Annotated in this window: 22 protein-coding genes; 16 read left to right on the forward strand and 6 right to left on the reverse strand. The window is 73.3% G+C overall.

What is annotated here, in order from left to right; genetic code table 11:
• Window positions 1–32: 32 nt before the first annotated feature.
• Together ACIBEA_RS20925 and ACIBEA_RS20930 are read left to right on the forward strand one after the other, a co-directional pair.
• Complete coding sequence (locus tag ACIBEA_RS20925) at window positions 33–893, forward strand: thioesterase family protein (protein ID WP_399262934.1); 861 nt, start codon at window positions 33–35, stop codon at window positions 891–893.
• A 307-nt stretch (window positions 894–1,200) separates the two neighbouring features.
• Entirely contained in the window at window positions 1,201–2,364 is a 1,164-nt protein-coding gene (locus ACIBEA_RS20930) for a cysteine desulfurase family protein (protein WP_399262936.1), read from the forward strand.
• A gap of 46 nt (window positions 2,365–2,410) precedes the next feature.
• Here the strand turns inward: ACIBEA_RS20930 and ACIBEA_RS20935 are convergent, their stop codons facing one another.
• Window positions 2,411–2,992: an N-acetylmuramoyl-L-alanine amidase gene (locus ACIBEA_RS20935; RefSeq protein WP_399262938.1), complete on the reverse strand. Its 582-nt coding sequence runs from the start codon at window positions 2,990–2,992 to the stop codon at window positions 2,411–2,413.
• A 113-nt stretch (window positions 2,993–3,105) separates the two neighbouring features.
• Between ACIBEA_RS20935 and mnmA the strand changes: the two genes are divergently transcribed.
• Window positions 3,106–4,239: a tRNA 2-thiouridine(34) synthase MnmA gene (gene mnmA, locus ACIBEA_RS20940; protein WP_399262940.1), complete on the forward strand. Its 1,134-nt coding sequence runs from the start codon at window positions 3,106–3,108 to the stop codon at window positions 4,237–4,239.
• A 6-nt stretch (window positions 4,240–4,245) separates the two neighbouring features.
• Here mnmA and ACIBEA_RS20945 read toward each other — a convergent pair whose 3' ends face one another.
• Window positions 4,246–5,184 carry an NADP-dependent oxidoreductase gene (locus ACIBEA_RS20945; RefSeq protein ID WP_399262942.1) on the reverse strand — a complete coding sequence of 313 codons (939 nt, stop codon included), beginning with the start codon at window positions 5,182–5,184 and terminating at the stop codon, window positions 4,246–4,248.
• Between the two features lie 113 nt (window positions 5,185–5,297).
• Here ACIBEA_RS20945 and ACIBEA_RS20950 point away from each other — a divergent pair, with 113 nt between their 5' ends.
• The 10 genes from ACIBEA_RS20950 (at window position 5,298) to gatB (ending at window position 17,328) form a co-directional block, all read left to right on the forward strand.
• The gene (locus ACIBEA_RS20950) at window positions 5,298–6,266 is read left to right on the forward strand and encodes a GlxA family transcriptional regulator (protein WP_399262944.1); all 969 of its coding nucleotides are present in this window, start codon (window positions 5,298–5,300) and stop codon (window positions 6,264–6,266) included.
• 92 nt (window positions 6,267–6,358) lie between these two features.
• Window positions 6,359–6,703 (forward strand): DUF1330 domain-containing protein, encoded by a 345-nt coding sequence (locus ACIBEA_RS20955; protein ID WP_399262946.1) that lies wholly within the window; start codon window positions 6,359–6,361, stop codon window positions 6,701–6,703.
• 53 nt (window positions 6,704–6,756) lie between these two features.
• Window positions 6,757–7,446 (forward strand): SDR family oxidoreductase, encoded by a 690-nt coding sequence (locus tag ACIBEA_RS20960; protein ID WP_399262948.1) that lies wholly within the window; start codon window positions 6,757–6,759, stop codon window positions 7,444–7,446.
• Entirely contained in the window at window positions 7,443–8,435 is a 993-nt protein-coding gene (locus ACIBEA_RS20965) for a methionine synthase (protein WP_399262950.1), read from the forward strand. Before ACIBEA_RS20960 ends, ACIBEA_RS20965 begins: the two co-directional genes overlap by 4 nt.
• A 30-nt stretch (window positions 8,436–8,465) precedes the next feature.
• Window positions 8,466–10,721, forward strand: coding sequence for an NAD-dependent DNA ligase LigA (gene ligA, locus ACIBEA_RS20970; RefSeq protein ID WP_399262952.1), 2,256 nt, complete (start codon window positions 8,466–8,468; stop codon window positions 10,719–10,721).
• Window positions 10,722–11,118: 397 nt separating this feature from the next.
• Window positions 11,119–13,494, forward strand: a complete 2,376-nt coding sequence (locus tag ACIBEA_RS20975) for a putative bifunctional diguanylate cyclase/phosphodiesterase (protein WP_399262954.1) — start codon at window positions 11,119–11,121, stop codon at window positions 13,492–13,494.
• A gap of 271 nt (window positions 13,495–13,765) precedes the next feature.
• On the forward strand, window positions 13,766–14,062 hold the full coding sequence (gene gatC, locus ACIBEA_RS20980) for an Asp-tRNA(Asn)/Glu-tRNA(Gln) amidotransferase subunit GatC (protein WP_073772988.1): 297 nt from the start codon (window positions 13,766–13,768) through the stop codon (window positions 14,060–14,062).
• Window positions 14,062–15,567, forward strand: a complete 1,506-nt coding sequence (gatA, locus tag ACIBEA_RS20985) for an Asp-tRNA(Asn)/Glu-tRNA(Gln) amidotransferase subunit GatA (protein WP_399263005.1) — start codon at window positions 14,062–14,064, stop codon at window positions 15,565–15,567. Before gatC ends, gatA begins: the two co-directional genes overlap by 1 nt.
• On the forward strand, window positions 15,564–15,803 hold the full coding sequence (locus ACIBEA_RS20990) for a hypothetical protein (RefSeq protein WP_330332777.1): 240 nt from the start codon (window positions 15,564–15,566) through the stop codon (window positions 15,801–15,803). The genes gatA and ACIBEA_RS20990 overlap by 4 nt, the downstream gene beginning before the upstream one ends.
• Before the next feature lie 73 nt (window positions 15,804–15,876).
• Complete coding sequence (gatB, locus tag ACIBEA_RS20995) at window positions 15,877–17,328, forward strand: Asp-tRNA(Asn)/Glu-tRNA(Gln) amidotransferase subunit GatB (protein ID WP_399263008.1); 1,452 nt, start codon at window positions 15,877–15,879, stop codon at window positions 17,326–17,328.
• Between the two features lie 82 nt (window positions 17,329–17,410).
• Here gatB and ACIBEA_RS21000 read toward each other — a convergent pair whose 3' ends face one another.
• Both ACIBEA_RS21000 and ACIBEA_RS21005 read right to left on the reverse strand, forming a co-directional pair.
• Window positions 17,411–18,019 (reverse strand): GNAT family N-acetyltransferase, encoded by a 609-nt coding sequence (locus tag ACIBEA_RS21000; RefSeq protein WP_399262956.1) that lies wholly within the window; start codon window positions 18,017–18,019, stop codon window positions 17,411–17,413.
• Window positions 18,016–20,022, reverse strand: coding sequence for a penicillin acylase family protein (locus ACIBEA_RS21005; protein ID WP_399263010.1), 2,007 nt, complete (start codon window positions 20,020–20,022; stop codon window positions 18,016–18,018). Before ACIBEA_RS21005 ends, ACIBEA_RS21000 begins: the two co-directional genes overlap by 4 nt.
• A 195-nt stretch (window positions 20,023–20,217) precedes the next feature.
• Here ACIBEA_RS21005 and ACIBEA_RS21010 point away from each other — a divergent pair, with 195 nt between their 5' ends.
• A complete protein-coding gene (locus tag ACIBEA_RS21010; RefSeq protein WP_399262958.1) occupies window positions 20,218–20,949 on the forward strand; it encodes a siderophore-interacting protein in 732 nt (243 codons plus the stop codon).
• A gap of 64 nt (window positions 20,950–21,013) precedes the next feature.
• Here the strand turns inward: ACIBEA_RS21010 and ACIBEA_RS21015 are convergent, their stop codons facing one another.
• Together ACIBEA_RS21015 and ACIBEA_RS21020 are read right to left on the reverse strand one after the other, a co-directional pair.
• Window positions 21,014–21,514, reverse strand: a complete 501-nt coding sequence (locus tag ACIBEA_RS21015) for a DinB family protein (RefSeq protein ID WP_399262960.1) — start codon at window positions 21,512–21,514, stop codon at window positions 21,014–21,016.
• 80 nt (window positions 21,515–21,594) lie between these two features.
• The gene (locus ACIBEA_RS21020) at window positions 21,595–22,383 is read right to left on the reverse strand and encodes a GNAT family N-acetyltransferase (protein ID WP_399262962.1); all 789 of its coding nucleotides are present in this window, start codon (window positions 22,381–22,383) and stop codon (window positions 21,595–21,597) included.
• 54 nt (window positions 22,384–22,437) lie between these two features.
• Between ACIBEA_RS21020 and ACIBEA_RS21025 the strand changes: the two genes are divergently transcribed.
• Window positions 22,438–22,860, forward strand: coding sequence for a signal peptidase I (locus ACIBEA_RS21025; RefSeq protein WP_399262964.1), 423 nt, complete (start codon window positions 22,438–22,440; stop codon window positions 22,858–22,860).
• A gap of 256 nt (window positions 22,861–23,116) precedes the next feature.
• Window positions 23,117–25,336 carry an MMPL family transporter gene (locus tag ACIBEA_RS21030; RefSeq protein ID WP_399262966.1) on the forward strand — a complete coding sequence of 740 codons (2,220 nt, stop codon included), beginning with the start codon at window positions 23,117–23,119 and terminating at the stop codon, window positions 25,334–25,336.
• The last annotated feature ends 36 nt before the right edge of the window (window positions 25,337–25,372 follow it).

Raw genomic sequence — 25,372 nt, forward strand, 5'->3', positions numbered from 1 at the left:
CGCTTAGTAGCTACTGGAGGTAACCTCGTTCCATGTCTCAAGCAGCAGCCCTGGCCGCCATCGGCGACAGCGAATTCGACCGCGACACCGCCGTCACCGAGCGCGCGGACGAGCCCGGTGTGTACGACGCGGAACTCTCCGGCGGATGGACGATCATCACCGCCGTCAACGGCGGGTACCTGCTCGCCCTGGTCGGCCGGGCCTTGTCGGCGGCCCTGCCGCATCCGGACCCCTTCACGGTGTCCGCCCACTATCTGACCTCGTCGGTTCCCGGCCCCGCCGTGATCCGCACCCAGGTGGTCCGGGCGGGGCGCGCGCTGTCCACGGGCCAGGCCTCGCTGTTCCAGTACGACGAGAACGGCGTCGAGGTCGAACGCATCCGCGTCCTCGCGTCCTACGGCGACCTCGCCGCGCTGCCCGACGACGTCCGTACGACGGCCACGCCGCCGGTGATGCCGGCCTACGCCGACTGCCTGGGCGCCGAGGCGGGCCCGGCCCCGATCCCCGGCAGCTCGGCCATCGTCGACCGCCTCCGGCTGCGGCTGGATCCGGCCACGGCGGGCTGGGCGGTGGGCGCGCCCTCCGGCAAGGGCGAGATGCGGGCCTGGTTCGAGCTCGCCGACGGGCGGGACGCGGACGCGCTGTCCCTGCTGCTCGTCGTCGACGCGCTCCCGCCGACCTCCTTCGACCTGGGCCTCATCGGCTGGACCCCGACGCTGGAACTCACCACCCACGTCCGCCGCCGGCCCGCGCCGGGTCCGCTGCGGGTCTCGATCACGACGCGCAACCTCGCCGGCGGCATGCTGGAGGAGGACGCGGAGGTCTGGGACTCCACGAACCACCTGGTGGCCCAGTCCCGCCAACTGGCCCGAGCCCCCCGCCCGACCGCCTGACAGACCCTTCCCGTTCGGGCCGACCTCTTGCAGCCCGTCCGGCGTTTGAGGACCCGCCGGAGGCCGTGCGGTCGGGCACCCGCGCACCGGCCCCGGCCCCCCGCCGGGTGCCCGACGGTCGGGCCCCGACCTCTCCCAGCCCGTCCGGCGTTTGAGGACCCGCCGGAGGCCGTGCGGTCGGGCATCCGCGCACCGGCCCCGGCCCCCACCGGCCCGACGCCCGTCCGGCCAGGACCAAGGCCCGGCCCGTCCGATGGCTGGATGCCCGGTTCGGCCCCGCCCCGGGGACTCGTAGAATCGGGGAATCATGGCCTACCTCGACCACGCCGCCACCACGCCGATGCTGCCGGAGGCCGCCACGGCGATGACCGCGCAGTTCGCCGCGACGGGCAACGCATCCTCCCTGCACGCCGCCGGCCGCCGGGCCCGCCGTACCGTCGAGGAGGCCCGCGAAGCCTTCGCCGAGGCACTCGGCGCGCGTCCGAGCGAGGTGGTCTTCACCGCCGGCGGCACCGAGGCCGACAACCTCGCCGTCAAGGGCCTGTACTGGGCCCGCCGCGACGCCGACCCGGCCCGGACCCGGATCCTCGCCAGCCCCGTGGAGCACCACGCCGTCCTCGACGCCGTGCACTGGCTCGGCGAGCACGAGGGCGCCCGCGTCGAGTACCTCCCGGTCGACGGCCACGGCCGCGTGCACCCCGAGGCCTTCCGCGAGGCCATCGCCCGCGACCCGGACGACATCGCCCTCGCCACCGTCATGTGGGCCAACAACGAGATCGGCACCGTCATGCCGATCCACGAACTCGCCCGAACCGCCCGCGAGTTCGGCATCCCGCTGCACTCCGACGCCGTCCAGGCCATCGGTCAGCTCGACGTCGGCTTCGCCGACAGCGGCCTCGCCGCGATGGCGGTGAGCGGCCACAAGATCGGCGGCCCCTACGGCATCGGCGCGCTGCTCCTCGGCCGTGACCAGAGCCCCGTCCCCGTCCTGCACGGCGGCGGCCAGGAACGGCACGTCCGCTCCGGGACCCTCGACGTGCCCGCCATCGCCGCCTTCGCCGTGGCCGCCGTACTGGCCACCGAACGCCGCGAGCTCTTCGGCCGCGAGGTCGGCGCCCTGCGCGACGAGTTGATCGCCGCCGTCCGCGCCGCCGTGCCGGACGCGATCCTCGGCGGCGACCCGGATGACCGTCTCCCCGCCAACGCGCACTTCAGCTTCCCCGGATGCGAGGGCGATTCGCTGCTGCTCCTCCTGGACGCCCAGGGCATCGAGTGCTCCACCGGCTCCGCCTGCACCGCGGGCGTCGCCCAGCCGAGCCACGTACTGCTGGCCACCGGAACGGATCCGGACCTGGCCCGCGGCACCCTGCGCTTCTCCCTCGGGCACACCTCCACCAAGGAGGACGTCGCCGCCGTGGCCGCCGCCATCGGCCCGGCGGTGGAGCGCGCCCGCACCGCCGGCCTCAGCTGAGCCGCACCACGCGCCGTGGCCGGGGTCGCGGCCGGGGTCGGACCGCTCAGCGCAGCAGCTCGCCGACCAGGCGCAGGTAGCGGTCCCAGTCCCAGTACGGCCCGGGGTCCGTGTGGTCGGCGCCGGGCACCTCGGAGTGCCCGAGCAGGTGCTTGCGGTCGGCGGGTATCCCGTACCGCCGGCAGATGTCGGCGGCCAGCCGCGCGGAGGCGGCGTACATCGCGTCCGTGAAGTCCCGCGGGCGCGTGACGAAGCCCTCGTGCTCGATGCCGACGCTGCGCTCGTTCATGGAGCGGTTGCCCGCGTGGAAGGCGACGTCGAGCTCGCGGACCATCTGCTCCACGTGCCCGTCCTGGCGGACTATGTAGTGCGCGGACGCCTTGTGCCACGGGTTCTGGAAGGCCTCCACCGACGAGGCGAAGTCGCCCTGGGTCACATGGATCACGATCCGGTCGACGCGGTAGTCGTCCGGCCGGTCGGCCAGGCGCCAGTTCGCCGGCGAGGCCGCCGACCAGCTCGCGCCCGCGTGATCCAGCGCACCCTCCTGGCGCGGCTTGCGCACCCCCGGCAGCAGCCACCAACCCCGCGCGATGCTGTCCCGGCCCGCCACGGCACCGGCCGCGACCACCCCGAGTCCCCCGATCACAAACGCCCGGCGCCCCCTGGAACCCATCCGAACCACCCCCCGCTCCCGATAACGCGCTGTGACCCCGCGCGGTTCCCCGTACCCTGGACGGTGCTATGACTGAGAACCTGCCGAGCACCCGCCCCCTTCGCGTCCTGGCCGCCATGTCCGGCGGCGTGGACTCCGCCGTCGCCGCCGCCCGCGCGGCCGAAGCCGGGCACGAGGTGACCGGTGTCCACCTCGCGCTCTCCGCGAACCCGCAGTCCTTCCGCACCGGCGCCCGCGGCTGTTGCACGATCGAGGACTCCCGCGACGCCCGCCGCGCCGCGGACGTCATCGGCATCCCCTTCTACGTGTGGGACCTGGCCGACCGCTTCCGCGAGGACGTCGTCGAGGACTTCATCGCCGAGTACGAGGCCGGGCGCACCCCGAACCCCTGCCTGCGCTGCAACGAGAAGATCAAGTTCGCCGCGCTGCTCGACAAGGCCCTGGCCCTCGGCTTCGACGCCGTCTGCACCGGCCACTACGCCACGGTCGTGCTGAAGGAGGACGGCAGCCGCGAGCTGCACCGCGCCTCCGACATGGCCAAGGACCAGTCGTACGTGCTCGGCGTCCTGGACGAGAAGCAGCTCGCCCACGCCCTCTTCCCGCTCGGTGACACCCTCACCACCAAGGAAGAGATCCGCGCCGAGGCCGAGGCGCGCGGCCTGGCCGTCGCCAAGAAGCCCGACAGCCACGACATCTGCTTCATCGCCGACGGCGACACCCAGGGCTTCCTCGCCGGCCGCCTCGGCAAGGCCGAGGGCGACATCGTGGACGAGTCCGGCGCGAAGCTCGGCACCCACGAGGGCGCCTTCGGCTTCACCATCGGCCAGCGCAAGGGACTGCGCATCGGCCACCCGGCCGCCGACGGCAAGCCGCGCTACGTCCTCGACATCTCCCCGGTGAACAACACCGTCACCGTCGGCCCCGTCGAGGCCCTCGACGTCAGCGCCCTCACCGCGATCCGGCCCCGCTGGTGCGGCTCCACGCCGGCGGCCCCCGGCACCTACACCGCGCAGCTGCGCGCCCACGGCGGCGAGACCGAGGTCTTCGCCGAGGTGGTCGACGGCGAGCTGCACGTCTCCTTCACCGAGCCGGTCCGCGGCGTGGCCCCCGGCCAGGCCATCGTGCTCTACGACGGCACCCGCGTCGTCGGCTCCGCCACCATCGCGACGACCGCGAAGGCGGCTCCCGCGGTCTCCGCCTAGGCGCGCCTAGGCGCTCTCCGCCGGGACCACCGTCAGGACGATCTTGCCGGTGGTCCGGCCGAGCTCGCCGAGCTCGTGGGCCTTCGCCGCCTCCGCCAGCGGGAGCACGGTGTCGATCAGGGGCCGCAGGGCGCCCTCCTCGGCCAGCGCGGCCAGGGCGATCAGGCCCTGCCGGTCCGGCTCCACCAGGAGCACGCTCAGGCGGACCCCGGCCGCCTCCGCGTCGAAGCCCTCGGCGCCCGCGATCGTGACCAGGTGCCCGCCGGGCCGCAGGACCTCCAGCGAACGCCGCCCGTAGTCACCGCCGATGGTGTCGAGCACGACGTCGACGTCCCGCACCACCTCCGCGAAGTCGGCGCTGCGGTAGTCGATCAGCTCGTCGGCGCCCAGCTCGCGCAGCACGTCGTGCTTGGCCGCGCTCGCGGTGCCGATGACGTACGCGCCGCGCGCCTTGGCGATCTGGACCGCGAAGTGGCCCACCCCGCCCGCCGCGGCGTGCACCAGCACCCGCTGGCCCGGCCGGACGTCCGCGGTGTCCACCAGGGCCTGCCAGGCGGTCAGCGCGGCCAGCGGCAGCGCGGCCGCGGCCACGTGGTCCAGGGCGGCCGGCTTGCGCACGAAGTGCCGGGAGGGCGCGGTGACGTACTCGGCGTAGGCGCCCGCCTGCTTCGGGAAGTGCGGCATGCCGAAGACCTCGTCGCCGGGCGCGAAGAGGGTCACGCCCATCCCGACGGCCTCGACGGTGCCCGAGACGTCCCAGCCCGGCACCGGGACCGCGCCCCACTCGATGAGGGCGCCGGAGGCGCGGGTCTTCCAGTCGACCGGGTTCACCCCGGCCGCGTGGACGCGCACCAGGACCTCGGTCGGGCCCGGCTCGGGGCGGTCGATCGTGGTTTCGGTCAGGACCTCGGGTCCGCCCCACTGGCTGACGACGACGGCGCGCATGGATGTCTCCTCGGATCTGTTTCCCCCCGGCCTTCCGGAAGGTGTCACCAGCTTCCGGCCCGGGTGGCGCCCGTGGTGTTGGCCGTTTGGCCACCATGTGACAGGATCTGGCCATGCACCGTGTCGCCGTACTCGCCCTCGAAGGTGTCGCCCCCTTCGAGCTGGGCATGCCCTCGCGGGTCCTCGGAAACGCCCGGGACGAGGACGGGCGGGCGCTGTACGAGACGGTGGTCTGCACGGCCGACGGGCAGCCGGTGACCAGCGACGCCGGCTTCACCGTGGGCGTCACGGCCGGGCCCGAGGCCCTGGCGGCGGCGGACACCGTCGTCATCCCGCCCACGCACGCCATGGACGACCTGCTGGAGGGCGCGCCGCTGCCGCCCGAGCTGCTCGCCGCCCTGGCCGTGATCCGGCCCGGCACCCGGCTGGTGTCGATCTGCACCGGCTCGCACGTCCTGGCCGCCGCCGGAGTGCTCGACGGGCGGCCCGCGACCACGCACTGGGCCGACGCGGACAAGTTCCGCCGGGCCTTCCCCCGCGTCGCGCTCGACCCGAACGTCCTCTTCGTCGACGACGGCGACGTCCTCACCTCCGCGGGCGTGGCCGCCGGCATGGACCTCTGCCTGCACCTGGTCCGCCGCGACCACGGCAGCGCCGTCGCCAACCGGGCCGCCCGCTTCTGCGTGGTCCCGCCCTGGCGGGACGGCGGCCAGGCCCAGTACATCGACCGCCCGGTGCCCGAGGCCACCGTCGCGACCACCACCGCCACCCGCGCCTGGGCCCTGGAGCGGCTCGACACCCCGCTCTCGCTCGCCGAACTGGCCGCGCACGCCCGGATGAGCCTGCGCACCTTCACCCGGCGCTTCCGGGACGAGGTCGGGGTCACCCCGGTGCAGTGGATGACCGCCCAACGCCTGGAGCTGGCGCGCCAGTTGCTGGAGTCCAGCGACCTCCCGGTGGACCTGGTGGCCCACCGGGCCGGCTTCGGCTCAGCCAACTCCCTGCGCCAGCACATGCGGACCGCGCTCGGGGTGTCGCCGATCGCCTACCGGCGCACCTTCCGCCCCTCGTCGGCGGCATGACCCGAGGGGTAATCGACGGGGACCGCCCACCGGGGCAGGATCGGACCAACAGCCGGTCCCGCCGAGGGATCCGCCCGGAGGAAGAGGCCGCCGTGACCGCCTACGCCATCGCCCACATACGCCCCGAGACGATGCACGTCGACGTCCTGCGCTACATCGAGGAGATCCAGGCCACCATGGACCCCTTCGGGGGCGCGTTCCTCGTCCACGGCACCACCCCCGAGGTCCTGGAGGGCCCCTTCCCCGGGACCGTCGTCCTCATCTCCTTCCCGGACCTCGACCGGGCCCGCGCCTGGTACGCCTCGCCCGCCTACCAGGAGCTCCTCCCGCTGCGCACCCGCCACATGCCGGGCGAGGTCATCCTCGTGGACGGGGTCGCCCCCGGGTACGACGCCACGAAGACCGCCGCAGCGCTGCGCGAGGCCGCCGGGCTCTGAGGGGACGGCCCGGGCGGGGCGGACGGGCCGGGCGGGGTGCGAGCATGGGCGGTATGGCTACTCACCTCATCACCGGCGCCGGATCCGGCATCGGCGCAGCCGTCGCGCGCCGCCTGCACGCACGCGGCGACGACCTCATCCTCATCGCCCGCGACGCCGCCCGCGGCAAGGAGCTGACCGCCCTCTTCCCCGGCTCCCGGGCGCTCGTCGCCGACCTCGCGGACCCCGACCGGATCTCCTGGGCCTTCTCGCACCAGCCGCTGCCCGACCGGCTGGACTCGCTGCTGCACATCGCCGGGGTCGTCGACCTCGGCCCCGTCGCCGAGCTGCGGCCCAAGACCTGGCACCAGCAGCTCAACCTCAACCTGATCGCCCCCGCCGAGCTGACCCGCCTCATGCTGCCCTCGCTGCGCGTGTCCCGCGGGCAGGTCGTCTTCGTGAACTCCGGCGCCGGGCTCACCGCGCACGCCGAGTGGGGCGCCTACGCCGCCTCCAAGCACGGACTGCGGGCGCTGGCCGACTCGCTGCGCGCCGAGGAGAAGCCGAACGGGATCCGCGTCACCTCCGTGTACCCCGGCCGCACCGCCACCCCCATGCAGGCCAAGGTCCGCTCCCAGGAGGGCGAGAGCTACGACGCGGCCGACTGGATCGACCCCGAGTCCGTGGCCACGACCATCCTGATGGCCCTCGACCTGCCCCGCGACGCGGAGGTCAACGACCTCTCCGTGCGGCCCGGACGATGAGCGCACCCGCGCACGGCGCCACCGGAGTCGGCTCGCTGCCGGGCGGCGACGCCCGCGAGGCCGCCAGGACCGTCACCGGGTCCTTCGAGGACTTCCCGTACCTCGCCGAGCTGCCCGCCCGCGGGCCCGGCGCCGACATGATCGGGCGCTCCCTCGGGCTGCTCGTCGACATGTACGCGCACGTCGAGCCCAGCGGTTGGCGCCTGAGCGACCGGCCCGGCCGGGACACCAAGCGGGCCCGGTCCTGGCTCGGCGAGGACCTCGACGCGCTGGAGGAGTTCACCCAGGGCTACCAGGGCAGGCTCAAGGTCCAGGCGGTCGGGCCGTGGACGCTCGCCGCCGCCCTGGAACTGCACGGCGGCGAGGCCGTCCTGCGCGACCCGGGTGCCTGCCGGGACCTGGCCGGTTCGCTGGCGGAAGGGCTGCGGGAGCACCTGGCCGACGTACACAAGCGGATCCCCGGCGCCGAGATCGTGCTCCAGGTCGACGAGCCCTCGCTGACCGCGGTGCTGCGCGGGCAGGTCCGTACCGCCAGCGAGTACCGCACCTACCGGGCCGTGGACCGACAGGTCGTGGAGGGGGCGCTGCGGGACCTGTTCGCCGTGCACGAGGGCGAGACCGTCGTGCACTCCTGCGCGCCGGACGTGCCCTTCGCGCTGCTGCGGCGGGCCGGGGTCACGGGCGTCTCGTTCGATTTCTCCCTGCTCACCGAGCGCGAGGACGACACCATCGGCGAGGCCGTCGAGGACGGCATGAAACTCTTCGCCGGAGTGGTGCCCGGCACCGACGGCCCGTTGTCGGACCCGGGCGGTAGCGTCATGGGTGTCAGGAAGCTCTGGCGCAGGCTGGGACTGTCCCCGGGCACCCTCGCGGAGTCCGTCGTGGTCACCCCGTCGTGCGGTCTGGCGGGCGCTTCGCCCGCATACGCCCGCGCGGCGATGGCCCACTGCGTCAAGGCGGCGAGGTCGCTCGCCGACAACCCTGAGTGACGTAGAGACGGGCCCACGGGAGGACACGGCATGGCAGCCGAACAGAAGCACGGTGACGGCACGGCGGCGGGCGCGGCAGCCGCGGCGGGCGCGCCGGCGGCGGTGCTGGAGCAGCACGCCCTGCTCGCCGAGCAGATCGAGGAGCACCGCTTCCGGTACTACGTGAACGACCAGCCGGTCGTCACCGACGCCGAGTTCGACACCCTGCTGCGCTCGCTGGAGGCGCTGGAGGAGCAGTACCCGCAGCTGCGCACCCCCGACTCGCCCACCCAGAAGGTGGCGGGGGCCTACGTCACCGACTTCGCCTCCGTCGAGCACCGCGAGCGGCTGCTCTCCCTCGACAACGCCTTCGACGACGAGGAGTTGGCGGCCTGGGCCGAGCGGGTGGCCCGGGACGTCAACACCTCCGACTACCACTACCTGTGCGAGCTGAAGGTCGACGGCCTCGCCGTCAACCTCACCTACGAGAACGGTCGCCTCACCCGGGCCGCCACCCGCGGCGACGGCCGCACCGGCGAGGACATCACGCCCAACGTCCGCACCATCGCCGAGATCCCCGACCGCCTCGCCGGGGACCGCATCCCGGCGCTCGTCGAGATCCGCGGCGAGGTCTACTTCCCGATGGAGAAGTTCGAGGAGCTCAACGCCCGCCTGGTCGAGGCGGGCGACAAGCCCTTCGCCAACCCGCGCAACGCCGCCGCCGGTTCGCTGCGCCAGAAGGACCCGAAGGTCACCGCGGGCCGCCCGCTGCACATGGTGGTCCACGGCATCGGCGCCCGCGAGGGCTTCGAGATCGACCGCCTCTCGCACGCCTACGAACTGCTCCACGAGTGGGGCCTGCCCACCGCCGAGCACAACAAGGTGGTCTCCTCCCTCGCCGAAGTCCGCGCCTTCATCGCCCACTTCGGCGAGAACCGGCACTCGGTGGCGCACGAGATCGACGGCGTCGTCGTCAAGCTCGACGAGATCCCCCTCCAGGGCCGGCTCGGCTCCACCGCGCGCGCTCCGCGCTGGGCGATCGCCTGGAAGTACGCGCCCGAAGAGGTCAACAGCAAGCTGATCGACATCAAGGTCGGCGTCGGCCGCACCGGCCGCGTCACCCCGTACGCGCAGGTCGAGCCGGTGACCGTGGCCGGGTCCGAGGTCGAGTTCGCCACCCTGCACAACCAGCAGGTGGTCAAGGCCAAGGGCGTCCTCATCGGCGACACCGTGGTCCTGCGCAAGGCCGGCGATGTCATCCCCGAGATCCTCGGCCCGGTGGTCGACCTGCGGGACGGCAGCGAGCGCGCGTTCGTGATGCCCGCCGACTGCCCCGAGTGCGGCACCCCGCTGCGCCCGATGAAGGAAGGCGACATCGACCTGCGGTGTCCGAACGCGCGGACCTGCCCCGCCCAGTTGCGCGAGCGGCTCTTCTACCTCGTCGGCCGCGAATGCCTGGACATCGAGAACTTCGGCAAGGTCGCCGCCGCCGCGCTCACCAGACCGCTGGAGCCCGCCGTCGCCCCGCTGCTGGACGAGGGCGACCTCTTCGACCTCACCATCGAAGCGCTGCTCCCCATCAAGGCGTACGTCCTCGACGCGGACAGCGGGCTGCCCAAGCGCGACCCGAAGACCGGCGAGGCCAAGGTCGTCACGGTCTTCGCCAACCAGAAGGGCGAGCCGAAGAAGAACGCCCTGGCCCTGCTGGAGAACGTGGCGGCGGCCAAGGACCGGCCGCTGGCCCGCTTCATCAACGGCCTCTCGATCCGGCACGTCGGACCGGTCGCGGCGGCCGCGCTGGCCCGCGAGTTCCGCTCCATCGAGCGCATCGAGGCGGCGACGGAAGAGGAACTGGGCGCCACCGAGGGGGTCGGCGGCATCATCGCCGCCGCACTCAAGGAGTGGTTCGCGGTCGATTGGCACCAGGAGATCCTCGCCAAGTGGCGGGCCGCCGGGGTGCGGATGGAGGACGAGGTCTCCGCGGAGGAGGAGGGCCCGCGCCCGCTGGAGGGACTGACCGTCGTCGTCACCGGCACGCTGGCGAGCCACACGCGCGACGGTGCCAAGGACGCCCTGCAGAGCCGCGGCGCCAAGGTGACCGGATCCGTCTCCAAGAAGACCTCCTTCGTCGTCGTCGGCGACAACCCGGGCTCCAAGTACGACAAGGCCGTCCAGTTGAAGCTCTCGATCCTGGACGACGCGGGCTTCGCGGTCCTGCTGGAACAGGGGCCCGACGCGGCGCGCGAGGCCGCCCTGCCGCTGGAGGAGCCCGCCGCGACCCTGGACGACGCCGCCGCATCGGAGTAACGAAGGAGCGTGGGTCGAGAGGTGACGGGGCGCCGGGGAGGTCGAAGCGAACCGATGCGTGGCGTGTGTCCGTACGGGCGGGCGCACGCGGGGCGCACACGGCGGTCGCGAACGGCCGGTACCGGCCTAGCCGCAGGGCGTTGACCTGTCGGATCATCAGAAGGGTGACCCGGAAGTCCTGGTCCGGCCTCACCCGTTCGGCGGATACCGTACTGATGAGGATGGCTGGGTCGTATTCGGGCAACCGCCGCCGACCGCTGCACTTGGGAGCCGCTCCCGTCCTACTGTTGAGGGGTGCGCCCGTCGTGCACGGTTGCGGGACGCGAATCCAGCCGTGATGGCATGACGTCGGGGCCATCACGAGGCAACGGCATCGCCGGCTGTGAGAGGGACGGGCATGAAACCCATCGAAAGCGCCGACCCGCCACCGGATGTCGGCGGGACGGGCGGGGAGGTGCCGTCGCTGCGGGCGGATCGGGCCGACCGCGCCACCGGACGGGGGAGCCGCGCCGAACACGCGCGCCGCGCCGGACACGTGCCGCGGGCGGGTCGGACACCGCGCGCCGAGCGTCCGGGACGCCCGACCGCGACCGAGCGACCCGCCCCGGCCGCGCGGTTCGGGATCCTGGGAGCCCGGACCCCCGAGACCCACCCGCTCGACCCCGGGGTCGCGACGGGCTCCGGCGGTGGCCAGGGCGCGAGCGTCCAGGGGTGGCGCGTCGCCGTCCCCTTCGCCGTCGTCGGCCTCTCCCTCGTGGTCCTCGTCGTCGGCATCGCCCGCGCGCTGAGCGACCGTCACCCCCTCTTCCCCGGCGGCGCCGCCGGCTGGGGACTCGCCCTGCTCACCGGCATCATCGTCGGCCACCTCGTCGCGCTCGGTCGTGACCGCTGGTGGGGCGGCACCGGTTCCGGCGCCGCCCTCACCCTCGGCGTGCTCATCCTCTACGGCTGGATCCCGGCCGGACTCGTCTCGCTCGCCGTGGTCTCCCTCGTCGGCGCCGCCCGCCGGCACCGGTGGCGCCAGGGCCTGTTGCACGGCTCCGCGGACATCCTGGGCATCGGCGCGGGGGCGCTCGTACTCGGCCTCTTCGGCCAGGCGCCCAGCGTCGAGGTGCCCTGGCAGCCCACCGGCTGGGGACCCGGAGCGATCCCCGAGATCATCCTCGTCGCCCTCGCCTACCTGCTGGTCACCCGGGTCCTGCTGTGGCTCGCGCTGACCCCGAGCGGCGGCGGGCTGCCCACCGTCGCCCGCACCGCGCTCATCCGGCAGGCGTTAGTCGCCGCCGCCCTCCTCGGCATCGCCCCGCTGATCTGCGTGGTCGCCATCACCCTGCCCGTCCTGCTGCCGCTGTTCGCCGTGCCGCTGATCGCCCTCGACTCCACCCTGTGGATCGCCCGGGCGCGCGCCGAGGAGCAGCTGCGCGACCCGCTCACCGGACTGCCCAACCGGCAGTGGCTGCTGGAGCGCGCCTGGCGGGCCCTGGACGAGGCTGAACGTATCGGCACCCGCGCCGCGCTGGTCCTCATCGACCTCGACCGCTTCCGCGCCGTCAACGACACCCTCGGCCACCTCGCGGGCGACCGGCTGCTCCTGCAGATCGCCGACCGGCTCCGCCAGGCCCTGCCCCAGGACGCCGAGGTGGCCCGGCTCGGCGGCGACGAGTTCGCCGTCCTGCTGCCCGTCGCCGACTCCACCACCAGCGCCCAGCGGGTGGCCCGCCACCTCGTCGCCGAGCTCAGCTCGCCGCTCGACCTCGACGGGCTCACCCTCGTCCTGGAGGCCAGCGCGGGCCTCGCCGTCTTCCCCGACCACGCCCTCGACGCCGAGGGGCTGCTGCGGCGGGCCGACGTCGCGATGTACCAGGCCAAGCGGGACCGCACCGGGGTCGAGGTCTACGAGTCCAAGCGGGACAGCAACACGCCCGACCGGCTCGGCCTCCTCGGCGACCTGCGGCGCGCCCTGGACGCGGGCGAGGTGGAACTCCACTACCAGCCCAAGGTCCGCTTCGACGGACAGGTCGCCGGGCTGGAGGCGCTCGTGCGCTGGGTGCACCCCGAGCGCGGGCGGGTCCCCCCGGACGAGTTCATCGCGATCGCCGAGACCTCCGGCCTGATGCCGCACCTGACCGAGTACGTGCTGGAGACCGCGCTGGCCCAGGTGGCCCGGTGGCGGGCCCAGGGCCTGAAGGTGCCGGTCGCCGTCAACGTCTCGCCGCGCGACGTCCACACCCCCGGTTTCGCGGGGGCGGTGGCCGCGCGGCTCGCCCGGCACGGGGTGCCCGCGAGCGGTCTCCAACTGGAGATAACGGAGCACGTCCTGTTGGAGGACCCGCAGCGGGCCGCCGACACCATGGCGGGGCTGACCGGGCACGGCGTGAAGATGTCGCTCGACGACTTCGGGACGGGCTACTCGTCCCTGGTCCACCTGCGGCGGCTGCCCGTCAGTGAGCTGAAGATCGACCGGTCCTTCGTGGCGCGGCTGGCCGTGGACGCGCAGGACGCGGAGATCGTGCGGTGCACGGTCGACCTCGCGCACTCGCTCGGGCTGCTGGTCGTGGCCGAGGGCGTCGAGGACGACGAGACGTGGGAGCGGCTGCGGGACCTGGGCTGCGATGCGGTGCAGGGGTGGCTGGTGGCGGCCGCGATGCCGCCCGCCGAGGCGACGGCGTGGCTCCTGGCGCGGGGCGAGCGCGGCTGGCGGCGCCCGGCCGACATCACCGCGGAACTGGCCGCCGCTGCGGCCGCCGCGGCCCCGGAGCCCCCGACCCCCTAGCGGGGCCCGCCCCGCCCGGCGTGGCCGCTGTTGCCTCCGGCGGCGCCTCAAACGCCGGCGGGGCTGGATTCGGGGCGGCTCCGGCCGCTGCCCGCCGATCCAGCCCGCCCGGCGTTTGAGGGCGTCCTCGGCCGCTGCCGCAGGGGCGGGCGCGGGCCCCGGCCGGGCCTTCGCCCCCCTGGGAAGCAACCGTTTCGTGGGTCGGGCCGCGCGCCCCATAGGATTGGGGCCGAAACCAGAAACCCGATACACCACCCCAGAGGATCGCTGCATGCCTGGCATCACGCGCGAGGAGGTCGCCCACCTCGCTCGGCTGGCACGTCTGGAGCTCAAGAGCGAAGAGCTTGACCACTTCGCCGGACAGCTCGACGACATCATCGGCGCGGTCGCCCGCGTTTCCGAGGTCGCCGACCAAGACGTCCCGCCGACCTCCCACCCGCTCCCGCTGACGAACGTCATGCGCGCGGACGAGGTCCGTCCGTCGCTCACCCCCGCGCAGGCGCTCTCCGGGGCCCCCGCTCAGGAGCAGCAGCGTTTCAAGGTGCCGCAGATCCTGGGGGAGGACTAATCACCATGACGGACATCAACATCATCAAGCTCACGGCTGCCCAGACCGCCGAGAAGATCGCCTCCGGCGAGCTCACGGCCGTCCAGGTCACCGAGGCCCACCTCGCCCGCATCGACGCCGTCGACGAGAAGGTCCACGCCTTCCTGTACGTCGACCGCGAGGGCGCTCTCGCCCAGGCGCGCGCCGTCGACGCGAAGCGGGAGCGGGGCGAGAAGCTCGGCCCGCTGGCCGGCGTACCGCTCGCGCTCAAGGACATCTTCACCACCGTCGGGGTCCCGACCACCGTCGGTTCGAAGATCCTGGAGGGCTGGATCCCGCCCTACGACGCCACCCTGACGCGCAAGCTGAAGGAAGCCGACGTCGTCATCCTCGGCAAGACCAACATGGACGAGTTCGCCATGGGGTCCTCCACCGAGAACAGCGCCTACGGCCCCACCGGCAACCCGTGGGACCTCACCCGCATCCCCGGCGGCTCCGGCGGCGGCTCCGCGGCCGCGCTGGCCGCCTTCCAGGCCCCGCTCGCCATCGGCACGGACACCGGCGGTTCCATCCGCCAGCCCGCCGCCGTCACCGGCACCGTCGGCGTCAAGCCCACCTACGGCGGCGTCTCCCGCTACGGCATGGTGGCGTTCTCCTCGTCCCTGGACCAGGGCGGGCCCTGCGCCCGTACCGTCCTGGACGCGGCGCTCCTGCACGAGGTCATCGCCGGTCACGACCCGCTGGACTCCACCTCCATCGACGCCCCGGTCCCGCCGGTCGTCGAGGCGGCCCGCAACGGCTCCGTCGCGGGCATGCGCGTCGGCGTGGTCAAGCAGTTCTCCGGCGAGGGCTACCAGGCCGGTGTCGTCCAGCGCTTCAACGAGTCGGTCGAGCTGCTCAAGGAGCTCGGTGCCGAGATCGTGGAGCTGGACTGCCCGTCCTTCGACCTCGCGATGGCCGCGTACTACCTCATCGCGCCGTCCGAGTGCTCCTCGAACCTGGCCCGCTTCGACGCCATGCGCTACGGCCTGCGCGTCGGCGACGACGGCACCAAGTCCGCCGAGGACGTCACGGCCCTGACCCGCGAAGCCGGTTTCGGCGACGAGGTCAAGCGCCGCATCATCCTCGGTACGTACGCGCTCAGCTCCGGCTACTACGACGCGTACTACGGTTCGGCCCAGAAGGTCCGCACGCTCATCACCCAGGACTTCGAGAAGTCCTTCGAGCAGGTCGACGTGATCGTCTCCCCGACCACGCCCACCACCGCCTTCGCGATCGGTGAGCGCACCGACGATCCGCTGGCGATGTACCTCGCGGACCTGTGCACCATCCCGACCAACCTGGCCGGCAACTCCGCCATGTCGCTCCCCTGCGGCCTGGCTCCGGAGGACGGTCTCCCGGTCGGTCTGCAGATCATCGCCCCCGCCATGAAGGACGACCGGCTCTACAAGGTCGGCGCGGCCGTCGAGGCCGCCTTCGTCGCGCGCTGGGGTCACCCGCTGCTGGAGGAGGCTCCGTCCCTGTGAGTGCACTGACCAAGGCCAAAGGCTTCAAGAAGTCCAAGTCCGGTACGTACCTGTCGATCGGTACGACCGCCTTCGGCGCGCTGAGCGTGGTCAAGCAGGCCAAGAAGGCCCGCACCGAGCACGACACGCTGAAGCTGGTCGACGCCGTCGTGTCCGCCGCCGCCATCATCACCGGCCTCGCGATCCTGTACCGCGAGCTGAAGCGCCTGGGCGACGACGACGTCCTGCTCGGCTGAGAGGGAAAGTTTCACCGTGACCGTCACCGAACTCCTGTCGTACGAGGACGCCCTCGCGTCGTACGACCCCGTCATGGGCCTCGAGGTCCACGTCGAGCTGGGCACCCGCACCAAGATGTTCTGCGGTTGTTCGACCGAGCTGGGCGCCGAGCCCAACTCGCAGACCTGTCCCACCTGCCTCGGCCTGCCCGGCGCGCTCCCGGTCGTCAACGAGATCGGCATCGAGTCGGCCATCAAGATCGGTCTCGCGCTGAACTGCGAGATCGCCGAGTGGTGCCGCTTCGCCCGGAAGAACTACTTCTACCCGGACATGCCGAAGAACTTCCAGACCTCCCAGTACGACGAGCCGATCGCCTTCAACGGCTTCCTCGACGTGCAGCTGGAGGACGGCGAGATCTTCCGCGTGGAGATCGAGCGCGCCCACATGGAGGAGGACACCGGCAAGTCGCTGCACGTCGGCGGTGCCACCGGCCGCATCCACGGCGCGTCCCACTCGCTGCTGGACTACAACCGCGCCGGCATCCCGCTCATCGAGATCGTCACCAAGCCGATCGAGGGAGCGGGCGAGCGCGCCCCCGAGGTCGCCAAGGCGTACGTCGCCGAGCTGCGCGAGGTCATCAAGGCGCTGGGCGTCTCCGAGGCCCGCATGGACAAGGGCCAGATGCGCTGCGACGTGAACCTGTCGCTGCGCCCCACCCCGGAGTCCGAGTTCGGCACCCGCAGCGAGACGAAGAACGTCAACTCGCTGCGCAGCGTCGAGCGCGCGGCCCGCTTCGAGATCCAGCGCCACGCGGCGGTGCTCTCGTCGGGCGGCTCGATCCTCCAGGAGACCCGTCACTTCCACGAGGAGGACGGCTCCACCACCTCCGGCCGCATCAAGGACAACGCCGAGGACTACCGGTACTTCCCGGAGCCCGACCTCGTCCCGATCGCCCCGGCCCGCACCTGGGTCGAGGAACTGCGCGCCGGACTCCCCGAGATGCCCCGCGTGCGCCGTAACCGGCTGCGCGAGGAGTGGGGGGTCACCGAGCACGACATGCAGTCGATCCTCAACGCGGGCGCGGTGGACTCCATCGTCGCCACCACCGAGGCCGGCGCCGACTCGGCCGCCGCGCGCAAGTGGTGGATGGGCGAGCTGGCCCGCAACGCCAACGAGCAGGGCGTCGTCGTCGACGAACTGCCGATCACCCCGGCGCAGGTCGCCCGGGTCGCGGCGCTCGTCGCGGGCGGCGAGCTGAACGACAAGCTCGCCCGCCAGGTCATCGAGGGCGTCCTCGCGGGCGAGGGCACCCCGGACGAGGTCGTCGAGAAGCGCGGCCTCAAGGTCGTCTCGGACGACGGTGCGCTCGGCGCGGCCGTCGACGAGGCCATCGCGGGCAACGCGGCCATCGCGGACAAGATCCGCGGCGGCAAGGTCGCGGCCGTCGGCGCGCTGGTCGGCGCGGTCATGAAGACCACGCGCGGCCAGGCGGACGCGGCGCGCGTCAAGGAGCTCATCCTGGAGCGCCTGGGCGTCTCCGAGTAGGTTCCACAGGCTCCGCGCGACGGCCCCGCACCGGCTCTCCGGTGCGGGGCCGTCGGCGTCGACCGCCCCGACCCGTGTGGCGCTACGGGCGCGGACGGCGCGGGACGCTGAGGAACGCGAGGCGGGCCGGCTTCGCGGGGAGGTGGACCTCGGGCAGGTCGATCTCGGGGAGTTCGACCTCGGGGCCCAGGACGAAGCCGGTCCGCTCCAGGCGCGCGATCGCCTTCTCGTTGCGCGCGTCCGGCTCGGCGACGACGCGGACGGTGCGCCCGTCGGTGAAGACGTAGCCCATGAAGGCGGTCATCAGGCGGGCGCTGAAACCGCGCTCGACCGCACCGTCCGCGGGGCCGATCAGCAGGTGCACGCCCGTGTCCCCGGGCTGGACCTCGTAGCACTCGCCGACCCGGTCCGCCGCGCAGTCGTACGTCTGGAAGAGCGCCACCGGCGCGCCCTCGCGCCGTGCGATGAAGGCGTGGTGCGTGTCGCGCCGGTCGACGTCCGCGTAGATCTCCCGGACCAGTTCCAGGCTCGCCCCGTTCATGCCCCAGAAGCGGGCGCGCTCGTCGGTGACCCAGCCGTGGATCAACTCGGCGTCGCCGACCGGGTCCACGGGGGTGATGGTGACCGTGCCGAAGCCCTCCACGTGCTGGGTGTGGACGGGCCGGCGGCAGGTGGCGGCGGGGGAGGTCATATCGATTCCTTGGTGAGCCGGGTCCAGTCGGTGACGACCGGTACGAGTTCGCCCCGCGCCCAGAGCGGGAGCTGGTCGAGGTGGTGCGCGGAGCCGGTGACCCCGTCCGCGCCCAGCGGGACGGCCCACAGGCTGTCCTCGCGCCGGGCCAGGTCCCAGACGTAACGGGCCGCCGACGCGCGGGAGCTGAGGTCGGTGACCCCGGGGACGGACGAGGTGGCGTTCACGCAGTCGTGGTCGCCGCCCAGCCCGGGCCAGCTCGCCCCGGGGTCGTGCAGCGCCTGCCAGGGCGCGAGCCGGTGGACCTCGGACCACGCCGTGTCGGGGGCGGCCGCCGCGGCCGTCTCCTCCAAGGCGGCGCGCAGGTGCGCGGCGCGGTCGAGCGCGGGCAGCAGATCGGTGGTCAGCAGCCCCTCCAGGGCGTAACCGACCCGGGGGACGAGGTACAGCCAGGGGTGGAAGACCGACGGGCCGGTCGGCGCGCCGGCCAGCCCCGCGAGCGCGGGGTCGGCGGCGATCCGCCGCACCAGCGCCGTGCGCAGCGCCGCGAACACGGTGGCGTCGGTGCTCCCGGCCGCCATGTGCCGGTCCCAGCCGAGCAGCCGCTCGCGCAGCTTCGCGGCCTCGGGGGAGAGACCGTCCGGTGCCGGCAGCCGGTCCAACACGGCGGCGGCGGACCCGAGGAAGGCGTCCCGGTGCACGTCGGCCATGTCCGGCGCGGACCAGTCGTCCGAGCCGCTGAGCAGCTCCCGGATCCGGTGGGCCCGGTGCGGGGGCGCGAACTCCACGCCCAGCGGGGAGGCGATCCCGCGCGCGTTGGCCATCACGGCGAACCCCTGTACCGGCTCGACGGGCGGCTCGGCCCAGCCCTGCCACTCGTACCCCGCCTCCCAGGCGGGAACCGGGCGCAACCGGTTGTCCGGGTGGCGCAACGGTACGGCGCCCGCGACCCGGTGCAGCAGGCCACCCCCGGTGTCGGCGGCGTGGACGACGTTGACGGGCTCGGCCCACGCGTCGACCGCGCGGTCGATGTCGGCGACCGTACGCGCGCACAGCAGGGCCGGGAGCGCGGCGAAGCCGAGGTCCGCGCGGACCCGGGCCGGGTAGCGCAGGCTGATGCTCCGGTCGGCGGTGTCGATGACGACGGGGCCGCGGGCGGTCTCCAGCACCTCGACCTCGACCTCGGTGGGGGTCGCGCCGTCGGCGCCCGCGACCGTGATGGTCTCGGTGTGCCGGGCGACGGGCTCGGTGGCGCCGTCCGGGCCGAGGGCCTCGACGCGCTCGCCCGTGGCGTCGGTGACCCGGGTGAGCCGCTCGACGTACAGGTCCTGGTAGTCGGCCATGGCGTTGGTGATCGCCCAGGCGGCGGAGCCGGTGTGGCCGAAGTGCGCCAGGCCCGGGACCCCGGGGACGGCCAGGCCGACCACGTCGAACTCGGGGCAGGCCAGGCGGATCTGCTGGTAGACCCCCGGGTCCTCGATGAAGCGGTGCGGGTCGCCCGCGATGATCGCCGAGCCGGTGGAGGTGCGCTCGCCCGGCACGAGCCACCCGTTGCTGCCGGCGGTGCCGGGGCCATCGGTGGCGAACACGGTGATGGCCTCGTCGCCGAGGGCGGCGGCGACCTGCGCGCGCCAGAGCTTGGTGGGGAAGCCGGCGAACAGGACGTGGGTGGCGAGCCAGATCCCGAGCGGGACCCAGGGCTCCCAGGGGGTGGGCAGCAGGCCGGTGCGGGCGAACCGCTCGTCGCGGGCCGCGCCCGCGGCCATGCCGTCGTTGACCCCGTCGACGTACGCCCGTACCCATGCGGCGGTGTCGGCGTCGAGGGCCTCGAAGCAACGGCGGGCGGTGTCGTCGAGCCGGCACTGGCGGGCGAACCGGTCCCAGGCGACCTCGCCGGCGCCGAGGAAGGCGGCGGTGGAACCCTGCGAGCGGCGCCGCTCCACCTCGATCTGCCAGGCGCGGTCCAGGGCGGTGGTCCGGCCCTGGGCGTAGGAGAGGCGGATGCCGTCGGCCGCGCGGAGATGGGGAACGCCCCATGCGTCCCGGTAGCGGGCGTGGTCGTCGGGGGCGTCCTCCGGAGGCGTCCGCGGGCCCGAATTGGTAACGCTGCTCACACTGTTCCCCAAGTGCATTAGGTTAGGCTGGCCTAACTATAAGGCCGAAAGCGTGTGCCAGGGGAAATCAGGGGAAGGGCGGACATGGGCGTTGCCAAAGGCTGGGAGGGCGTGGTCCTCAAGCTGCTGCGGGGCAAGGACTTCACGTTCACGGTGACGGGGGCGGAACAGGTCACGGAGAACTACCGCCGCGTCCACCTCTCGGACGGCGGCCTGCTCGCCGCCGCGGGGGAGTCGCTGCACCCGACGATGTGGGTGCGCGTGTGGTTCGAGAGCGAGGGCAAGCCGCACCAGCGGGCCTACACGCTGGTGGACCCCGACCCGGCCGCGGGCACCTTCACCCTCGAATTCGCCCTGCACGACGGGGTCGCCAGCCGCTGGGCGCGCGACGCGAAGCCCGGTGACACCATCGACGCCACGGTGCACGGAACCGGCTTCACCGCGCCCGCCCCGGCGCCCGAGCGGCTGCTGGTGATCGGCGACGCCGCCTCGCTGCCCGCCATCAACTCGCTGCTGGACGCCTTCCCGCAGACCCCGGCCACCATCTGGTTCGAGACGCAGCACGACTCGGACGTCGACCTGCCGGTCCGCGCGGACGCGGCGCGCCACGAGGTGCGCCGGGTCGCCCGCGGGGGATCGGCCCTGGTGGAGAAGGTCAAGGCGCAGTTGCCGGCGCTGATCGACGACCCGGCCTCCGCCTACGTGTGGCTGGCGTGCGACACGACGACCACGCGGACACTGACGTCGTACCTGCGCAAGGAGCTGGCCCTGCCCAAGCAGCGGGTCAACGGGCTCGGGTACTGGAGGGCCGCCTAGCGGCGGCCGGGTTCGGGGCCGGGGCTGCGGGTCCGGCCGGCGCCCGTGCTCGGGTGCCCCGCGCTCAGGCGCCGGTGGTGCCGTCGATGGCCTCGCGCAGGAGGTCGGCGTGGCCGCTGTGCCGGGCGTACTCGTGGATCAGGTGCTGCATCACCAGGCGCAGCGAGACGTCCGCCTCCCACTTCTCGAAGTAGGCCGTCACGTCGAGGGAATCGGCCTCGGCCTCGAACCGGCGGGAGAAGGCGATCTCCGCCTCCCACGCGGCGAAGGCCTCGGCGCGGGTGGAGGTGGAGGCGTCGTAGGCCTCCTGGAAGTCGTGCTTGTCGGACCAGACGTGCGCCACGTCCTCGCCCGCCAGCACGCGCCGGAACCAGTGGCGCTCCACCTCGGCCATGTGTCGCACGAGGCCGAGCAGGGTGAGGGTCGAGGGCGGCGACGCCGGCAGGCGCAGCTCCTCGTCGGTGAGGCCCTCGCACTTCATGGAGAGGGTGGCGCGGTGGAAGTCGAGGAAGCCGCGCAGGGTGTCGCGCTCGTCGCCGGTCAGTGGGGGTGCAATGCGTTCCATGCCGCTGATCTTGCCCGCCCGGACGGGCGGGAGGAAGGGCGGTGGGGCCGAACCCGCGGTGACCCGGCCCCGCGCCACCGCTACTTCCCGACCCACACGTACGGCACCGTCACCCCCAGCACCCCGAAGCCCAGCCGCTCCAGGATCGGGCGGCTCTCGCTCGACGCGTCCACCTGGAGGTAGGGGATCCCCAGTTCGGCCGCCGCGAGCGCGCGGTGGGCCACCAGGGCGCGGTAGATGCCCTTGCCCCGCCACTGCGGCGCGGTGCCGCCGCCCCACAGGCCCGCGAAGGAAGCGCCCGGGGTGATCTCCATCCGCGCGGAGCTGACCGGCTGGCCGTCCGCCATGGCGACCACGGCCAGGATCGTCTCCGGGGCCCGGGTCACCTGGGTGATCAACGCGTGCCGGATCCGAGGCCGGTTCTCGCCGAAGGCCTGGGCGTGGACGTCCATCATCAGGTCGACGCCCTCGACGTCCGTCACGTTCACCAGCGTCACCCCCTCGGGCGTCGCCACCTCGCGCGCGATGTCCGCGACCCGCGCCACCATCAGCGTCTCGGGCGGCTCCGGCACGAAGCCGGCGGCCAGCAGGCGTGCGCCCAGGTCCGCCGGGGCGTCGTAGTCGTACATCTTCCACTCGAACTCCGGCACCTCGCGGCCCTCGAAGTAGGCGATCTGCGCCGCGATCCGCGCGTCCGCGGTGTCCTCGTCGAGATCCGACCAGAGCACTCCGTTCCAGCCCGGGCCGCGCGAGACGCGCCGTACGACGTCCCCGTCGTGCTCCACCAGGGAACGGTCCCCGTCCGACCGCGCCCCGCGGCGGGCCTCGGCGTCGAACAGGGCCCTCACTACATCAAGATCCGTCGTCATCCGTGCAGCTCAGCAGGCAATATGCCATCAACGCAAGTGCATTAGCCTCCCCACATGACCGATGCGACCGATCGCACCAGCCGCCCCGTCCCCGCGCGTTCGGACGGGCTCGTCCACACCGGCAGGGCGGGCCCCGAGGCCGCCGCCGACCGCGGTTGGCTCCTCGGCCACTTCAAGGCCGCCGACGACCCCCGGCACAGCGCGGACGTCGAGATCAAGTGGGGCGTGCACCCGAAGGGCGAGGAGCGCGCCCAGTGGGTGACGGGCGAGGAGCGCACCGCGCTGCAGGTCCTCATCAGCGGGCGGTTCCGGCTGGAGTTCCCCGGGCGGACCGTGGTCCTCGCCGAACAGGGGGACTACGTGATCTGGGGACGCGGAGTGGACCACTCCTGGTACGCGGAGGAGGACGCCGTCGTCCTCACCGTGCGCTGGCCCTCGCTCCCGGGGTACCGGGCGGACGAGGGCGCGGGGGAGTAGGGACCACCGGGTGGGGGTTCGGGGCCTTTGGCGAAGGGGCCGCGGGCCTTTGGTGAGGAGGCTGCGGGCCCTTGGTGAGGGGACGAGGTCCCGGTCCCGGCCCGGTCCCCGTCCGTATCCTGTGACGATGCCCACGAACCGGGCCAACGATCACCAATCGTTGAGATCGTGACGGTGTAGACCACCTCGGGCATACGCGTTCTTTCCGACGGGCTGTTCCCCGGCAAAGGATCCGAACCACCAGGGAGCACGTTCGTTGGCAGCAATCGCACGGTGGTGCATGCGGCACCGCCTCGTCGCCGTCATGCTCTGGCTGCTGGCCCTCGGCGCCTCCGCGGCGGCCGCCGCGAGCGCCGGAACCGCCTTCTCCAACGACTACGAAGTCCCCGGCACCGAGTCCGGCAAGGCCCACGCCCTGCTGCGCGAAGGCTTCCACGGCCAGGGCGGTGACACCGACACCATCGTGTGGCGGACCCCGGAGCACGAGAACGCCCGCTCGCCCGAGGTCCGACAGCGCATGAGCCGGGCCCTCGACGCGGTCGCCGCACTGCCCGGAGTCGGCTCGGTCGTCGGCCCGTACGGCCTTGAGGGCGCGGCCCGGATCAGCGCGGACGGGCGCACCGCCTACGCCGTCGTCACCTTCGACCGGCCGGCCGACGCGGTCCCCAAGGCGCAGGCCAAGGCGGTCGTGGCCGCCGCGAAGAACCCCGCCACCGAACGCGACGGCCTCCAGGTCGAGCTCGGCGGCCGGGCCATCGGCCTCACCGAGGCCCCCTCGGCCCACCTCGCCGAAGTGCTGGGCGTCGCCATCGCCGGTGTCGTCCTCTTCCTCGCCTTCGGCTCGCTCGCCGCCAGCCTGCTGCCCCTGGCCACCGCCCTGGTCAGCGTCGGCACCGCGTACTTCGGCATCACCCTGCTCGGGCACGCCATGCCGGTCGCCGACTTCGCCCCGATGCTGGGCACCCTGGTCGGGCTCGGCGTCGGCATCGACTACGCGCTCTTCATCGTCACCCGACACCGCAAGGGCCTACGGCGCGGCCTGTCCGTGGACGAGGCCGCCCGCACCGCCGTCGCCACCACCGGCCGGGCCGTCGTCTTCGCCGGGGCCACCGTCTGCATCGCGCTGCTCGGCATGCTGGTCCTGCGCCTGAACTTCCTCAACGGGGTCGCCCTGGCAGCCTCGCTCACCGTCGTCCTGACGGTCGCCGCCTCGGTCACGCTGCTGCCCGCTCTCCTCTCGTACATCGGCATGCGCGCCCTGTCCCGCCGCGAGCGCCGCAAGCTCGCCGCGGACGGCCCGCGGCCGGATCCGCCCACCGGCTTCGCCGCCCGCTGGTCCGCCTTCGTGGAACGCCGGCCCAAACTGCTCGGTGCGCTGGCCGCCGTGGTCATGGTCGTCCTGGCGCTGCCCACCTTCTCCCTCCACCTCGGCACCTCCGACCAGGGCAACAACCCGGCCGCATCCACCACCCGGCAGGCCTACGACCTGCTCGCGGACGGCTTCGGCCCCGGCGTGAACGGCCCGCTCACCCTCGTCGCCCGGCTCGACGGCCCGGCGGACCGCGTCGCCCTCGACGGCCTCGGCGAGACCCTGCGCACCACCCCCGGCGTCGCGGCCGCGGGGCCGGCCGTCTTCAACCGGAGCGGGGACACCGCCGTCCTGACGGTCGTGCCGACCTCCGCCCCGCAGTCGCGGGACACCAGCGACCTGGTCGACCGGCTGCGCCAGGACGTCATTCCGCGCGCCGAGCGCGGCCACACCATGGACGTCCACGTCGGCGGCGTGACGGCGGGCTACGACGACTTCGCCGAGGTCGTCATCGGGAAGCTGCCGCTCTTCGTCGGCGTCGTCATCGCCCTCGGCTGCGTCCTGCTGCTGCTCGCCTTCCGGTCCATCGGCATCCCGGTCAAGGCGGCCGCCATGAACGTCGCCGCCGTCGCCTCGTCCTTCGGCGTCGTCGTCGCGGTCTTCCAGTGGGGCTGGGGCAGCGAACTGCTGGGCCTGGGCAGTGCCGGCCCGATCGAACCCTTCCTGCCGGTGATCATGGTCTCCGTCCTCTTCGGGCTGTCGATGGACTACCAGGTCTTCCTGGTCAGCCGGATGTACGAGGAGTGGTTGGAGACCGGTGACAACCGGCGGGCGGTCCGGGTCGGCCTCGCCGAGACCAGCCGGGTGATCAACTCGGCGGCGGTCATCATGATCTCCGTCTTCCTCGCCTTCGTCCTCAGCGGCGACCGGCTGATCGCCATGTTCGGCATCGCCCTCGCCGTCGCCGTCGCCCTCGACGCCTTCGTCCTGCGCACCCTGCTCGTGCCCGCCCTCATGCACATGCTCGGCGGCGCGAACTGGTGGATCCCCGGCTGGCTCGACCGCCGACTGCCCAAGATCAGCATCGAACCTCCCGAGTGCCGCTCCCGTGCGACACTGCCCGCGCAGCGCAGCACGACCGACGAACCGGCTGCCGCGCCCCGCTGACGCGCCGGGCCGGGCACCGGAGGAGCCGAAGGAACC

Origin of the sequence: Streptomyces sp. NPDC051555 (assembly GCF_044454405.1) — a bacterium.
Taxonomy (GTDB): Bacteria; Actinomycetota; Actinomycetes; order Streptomycetales; family Streptomycetaceae; genus Streptomyces.